The following is a 4,027-nucleotide window of genomic DNA, read 5'->3' as shown; positions in this document are numbered from 1 at the left end:
TATAACGCTTTGACGTTTCATTGAGGCTCACAAAGGGGAAAAATCGCTACTTACCGTGGCGATTTTTCTTTTTGAAAGTTTGAAAAGCTATGATGGGTAGGGCATAACCAACTACGGGAATGATTCTAATCTCTTCCCTGTAATTTTTCCAAAGATTCTATTTTTTTCTCTAAGCGTAGCAATATTTCGTTTTGTTCATCAATTTTTGCCATCAAGGTATCCAACTTCGTTTCACGCTCTGTTTCAGAGAAAAAACGGGTTATTGTGGAGGTAACCATACCAAAAGTACAAATACCAACCAACATCAGGAGGATGGCTATAATTTTAGAAATCGTATCTTGGGGGACAATATCTCCATACCCTACAGTTGTCATCGTTACAATGGACCACCAAAGTGCATCGAAGAATGATTTCCCTTCAATAACAGACAAGAGTACACTGGCAGTCAGAACAGCTGAAATATTCAACAACAAGACCTTGGATAGACTATTTGTGTGCAGAAGCCTGTTAACTGTGTCCCAAAAACGATTGGACAGGGCAAAAATGCGTGCAACCTTGACCAACCTAAATAGCCGAGCCAAACGCCCCAAACGAAGAAAACTAAAGACAGAATCAAAAGGAATAATAGCAATTAATTCTAGAACATGACTCTGAATGTATTCTACCCTATCTTCCGAATAATAAAGATTGACGAAATAATCGCAAACAAAAATAAACCAAAGTAGCCAGTCTAAAATATTGTAACCACTAGAACTCGCTATACTAGCATCCATCAGCTCAAGGACAATTAAAAAGACGTAAACAATGGCCAGATAGGTCATGCCTTTATCATAGCGAGGATCTTGAATGACTCGTTTAATCATGCTGACCCCAATTCAAGGCAAACACTTCATCGGTCTTCATTTGTTCCATCAAGCCTTCAATACCATCAAATTTTACCATGTCCCTAATTTTCTCAAGCCAGAAAATGGTCATTTTTTCACCATATATAAAACGATCAAAGTCAAAAATATGGGCTTCAATTCGCATTTCTGTTCCATCAAAGGTCACATTTTTCCCAACGCTGGTCATGGCTCGATACCGTTTACCATCCACTTCGACATCGGCTACATAGACTCCCTCAGATGGTAAATGGACACGGTCAAAAGGAGCCAGATTTGCAGTCGGATAACCAATAGTGCGCCCTCTGGCATCTCCATGAACAACAATTCCCTCCGTCATAAATGGATAACCTAAAAGTTGATTAGCTAGAGAGACATCCCCTGCCTGGACAGCCTGACGAATGCGAGTTGAAGAAACTTTCTCTCCACCCAGGCTCACTTCACTTACAATTTCTACCTGACCATCAAATAGTTCTGTCAAATCTTTGACATCTGCTCTGCAATTTCCAAAATGATAATCGAAACCTGCAACCAAAATCTGGGCATTGAGACCTTTGATATAGCGATCCAAAAACTGCTGAGGAGTATTATTAGCAAATTCACTAGTAAAATCAGTCAAAATAAGATTATCAACACCATATTTTTTCAATAAGAGGTAGCGTTGCTCTTGACTAGTCAAATGCAGTAAAAGTTCTGGGCTAAAGCGAGAAAAAGCCAACCGAGGTGACTCTGGAAAGGTCAAAACAGTTACTGTCAAACCTTGCTCATCTGCTACTTTTCTTGCTCGATCAAGTAAAGCCTTGTGCCCAAGATGAATCCCATCAAAGTAGCCTAGTACTAAAACCGTCGGATCCTCTTGATTCAATTCACTATAATCTTTAATTGTTCTAATGTTCATGTTTTCTATTTTATCACAGTTATTGAGAAATTTCTTAGACCAAAACCTTGCTCGGTTTATACAGCTGGTCGCGTTTTTCAAAAATAGCAATCAACTGACCATCATAAAAGCCTGCTAAGCGCTCTGCTTCTGCATCCAATTCTACAAATCGACCAAATGTAGCATCTTGCACCTGCTCTTCTTTCAATTCTACAACAGGTAAATCTCCGATACCACGTTCAATAGGTTGGAGAAATGAAAAATCATTTTCAGCTACCAGCGAAGAAATTTCTTCCAAAGTTAAGGCATCCGCTAGGTCCATTCCTGCTGAACCAGTTCGTTCCAACTTAGACATGTGACTGGCATAGCCTAACTTAGCCCCTAAGTCAACAGAGAGAGTACGGACATAGGTGCCCTTTCCACAACGAACTCGGAAGGTAAATCGTGCACAATCATCTGCCAATTCAATAGGACTGGTACGTTCAAAACTATATATGTCAATTTGGTGTTGGGGACGTTCGACTTCTTCACCCGCTCGTGCGTACTCATAGAGCTTGCGACCATTTACTTTGACGGCGGAATACATAGGCGGAATCTGGGTAATAGTACCGACAAAACTAGCCATGGCCTCATCAACTGCCTGCTCTGCTATGTCCAAAACCGGTGTCCGCTCAACAAGGTCACCAGATGCATCTTCTGTCGTGGTAGAGTAGCCAATGGTAATCTCCCCCTCGTAGATTTTCCCCTCTTCCTGCATGAATTCAATCATACGAGTAGCCTTGCCGACTGCAATCGGCAGAACCCCAGTCACATCTGGATCTAGCGTCCCACCGTGTCCAATCTTCTTCTCCTGCAGAATCTTTCGGAGTTTAAAAACTGCATCATGCGAGGTCATCCCCGCCTCTTTTTTTAAATTAATAATTCCTGAAATCATGTTTTCATTATAACACAAAGGACCGCTCTTGTGGGCGGTCTGGTAACAATCACTCATCGTAAAAACGATAGCTACCAAAAGTTGTTCCAATCAACTGTTCAATCTCCTTATGAACACGTCGCATGGTTTCAGAAGGAACCGCACCAAAGGGAACAGCTTCGTCAATCCCGACCTCTTCCTCTTCGTCATAGCCGTAAGAGAATGTCAACGGAGCATCATGATACCCTTTATCACCTAATTTTAGTGTAGGCCACTCCAACAGCTTAATTTCTTTCAAAAATTCTCTGAATTTTTTTGCCTTGCTGATACGAATAGGGATATATTCCAGTTCATTTTCAACTTTTCCTTCTTTATCAACATGCTGTATCAAATAGTCGTGTTCATTTAGACTAACTGCTACTTCTACACTTCTTCCCTCAATATAATCTGCTCTGAAGATAATTAAATCTATATTCTCATATATGCGTTCAAATTGTTTCATTTTCTTTCCTTTCACAATTACATACAAGATTTTCTAAATATCCCGATGAAAATCGCTGTCAATTTCAAAAAATGGTTGGATATTTTGGACGTATTCCAAGACGCCTTGAAACTCTCCCTGGTCATCACGCACGGCCTTATAGACCACATAGACAAACTTGCCCATACTTTCGGACTTGAACCACATGGTAACCTGGTCTTTTTGCCCTGTGCGGAGCAATTCAAAAATCTTCTTGACCTTGTCTAAGATTTTGGGTGGATGGCAGAGCTCCACATGCCGTCCTATCTGGCTTGGCGTCCGCTTGAAAATCATGTCTTCTACAGGGTGGCTGTCATTATAATATTGGAAAATGTCGTCATGTTCATTGCTATCTTCCTAGTAATCCATCCAATATTTCAATCAATTTTTCTTTTTCCTGACTCTCATTTGTTTTAAGCCTGATTAGGGGGATGTTGCATTTTTTCAAAATGTTATCCTTCATAATATCACGTTCAAACTGCTTAGAATTACCTTTGTGGAATGCATATCCATCTACTTCTACAGCTAGTACAGGTGCTTTGGTAAGTCTATTGATTATCAAAAAATCAAGGTGCGTATTTCCATGCCTTGCATACTTCGCTTCCACTTCTGTTAGTCGAGTAAAATCCTTCACAAGATTATGCAGTTTATAGACAATATGTAAAGACCCCCAGTTGAGAATTCGTGGATTTACCTGTACACTAGAATAAAAAAAACAATCAACTTCTAACAGGAATTACCACACTCAATTGGAGGTCTTATATGTTTCATTTTACCACACTTTTCATCGGAATGGATGTTCACAAAGAAAGTTTTTCACTCTGCTATTATGATAT

The 4,027-nt window shown here is 40.1% G+C and carries 5 protein-coding genes and 1 pseudogene; all 6 read right to left on the bottom strand.

The window, feature by feature from the left end; genetic code table 11:
• Positions 1-125 precede the first annotated feature (125 nt).
• Entirely contained in the window at positions 126-863 is a 738-nt protein-coding gene (locus tag ODU55_RS11465; RefSeq protein ID WP_398582896.1) for a potassium channel family protein, read from the bottom strand.
• The gene (locus tag ODU55_RS11460; protein WP_099870383.1) at positions 856-1,779 is read right to left on the bottom strand and encodes a bifunctional riboflavin kinase/FAD synthetase; all 924 of its coding nucleotides are present in this window, start codon (positions 1,777-1,779) and stop codon (positions 856-858) included. The genes ODU55_RS11465 and ODU55_RS11460 overlap by 8 nt, the downstream gene beginning before the upstream one ends.
• 34 nt (positions 1,780-1,813) lie before the next feature.
• Positions 1,814-2,689, bottom strand: coding sequence for a tRNA pseudouridine(55) synthase TruB (gene truB / locus ODU55_RS11455; RefSeq protein WP_398582897.1), 876 nt, complete (start codon positions 2,687-2,689; stop codon positions 1,814-1,816).
• 52 nt (positions 2,690-2,741) lie between these two features.
• The gene (locus tag ODU55_RS11450; RefSeq protein WP_398582895.1) at positions 2,742-3,173 is read right to left on the bottom strand and encodes a hypothetical protein; all 432 of its coding nucleotides are present in this window, start codon (positions 3,171-3,173) and stop codon (positions 2,742-2,744) included.
• A gap of 33 nt (positions 3,174-3,206) precedes the next feature.
• Positions 3,207-3,530: pseudogene (locus ODU55_RS11445) on the bottom strand (PAS domain-containing protein); the annotation flags it as partial.
• A gap of 10 nt (positions 3,531-3,540) precedes the next feature.
• Entirely contained in the window at positions 3,541-3,825 is a 285-nt protein-coding gene (locus ODU55_RS11440) for a DUF2726 domain-containing protein (protein WP_398582894.1), read from the bottom strand.
• Positions 3,826-4,027 lie beyond the last annotated feature (202 nt).

Origin of the sequence: Streptococcus sp. 2022WUSS037, assembly GCF_044427225.1 — a bacterium.
GTDB lineage: Bacteria > Bacillota > Bacilli > Lactobacillales > Streptococcaceae > Streptococcus.
This window is presented reverse-complemented; position numbering and strand designations above follow the sequence as displayed.

Bases quoted from the DNA above. Each gene is read 5' to 3' on its own strand.
- ODU55_RS11465 (WP_398582896.1), bottom strand. From the start codon at position 863: ATGATTAAACGAGTCATTCAAGATCCTCGCTATGATAAAGGCATGACC.
- ODU55_RS11460 (WP_099870383.1), bottom strand. From the start codon at position 1,779: ATGAACATTAGAACAATTAAAGATTATAGTGAATTGAATCAAGAGGAT.
- ODU55_RS11450 (WP_398582895.1), bottom strand. From the start codon at position 3,173: ATGAAACAATTTGAACGCATATATGAGAATATAGATTTAATTATCTTC.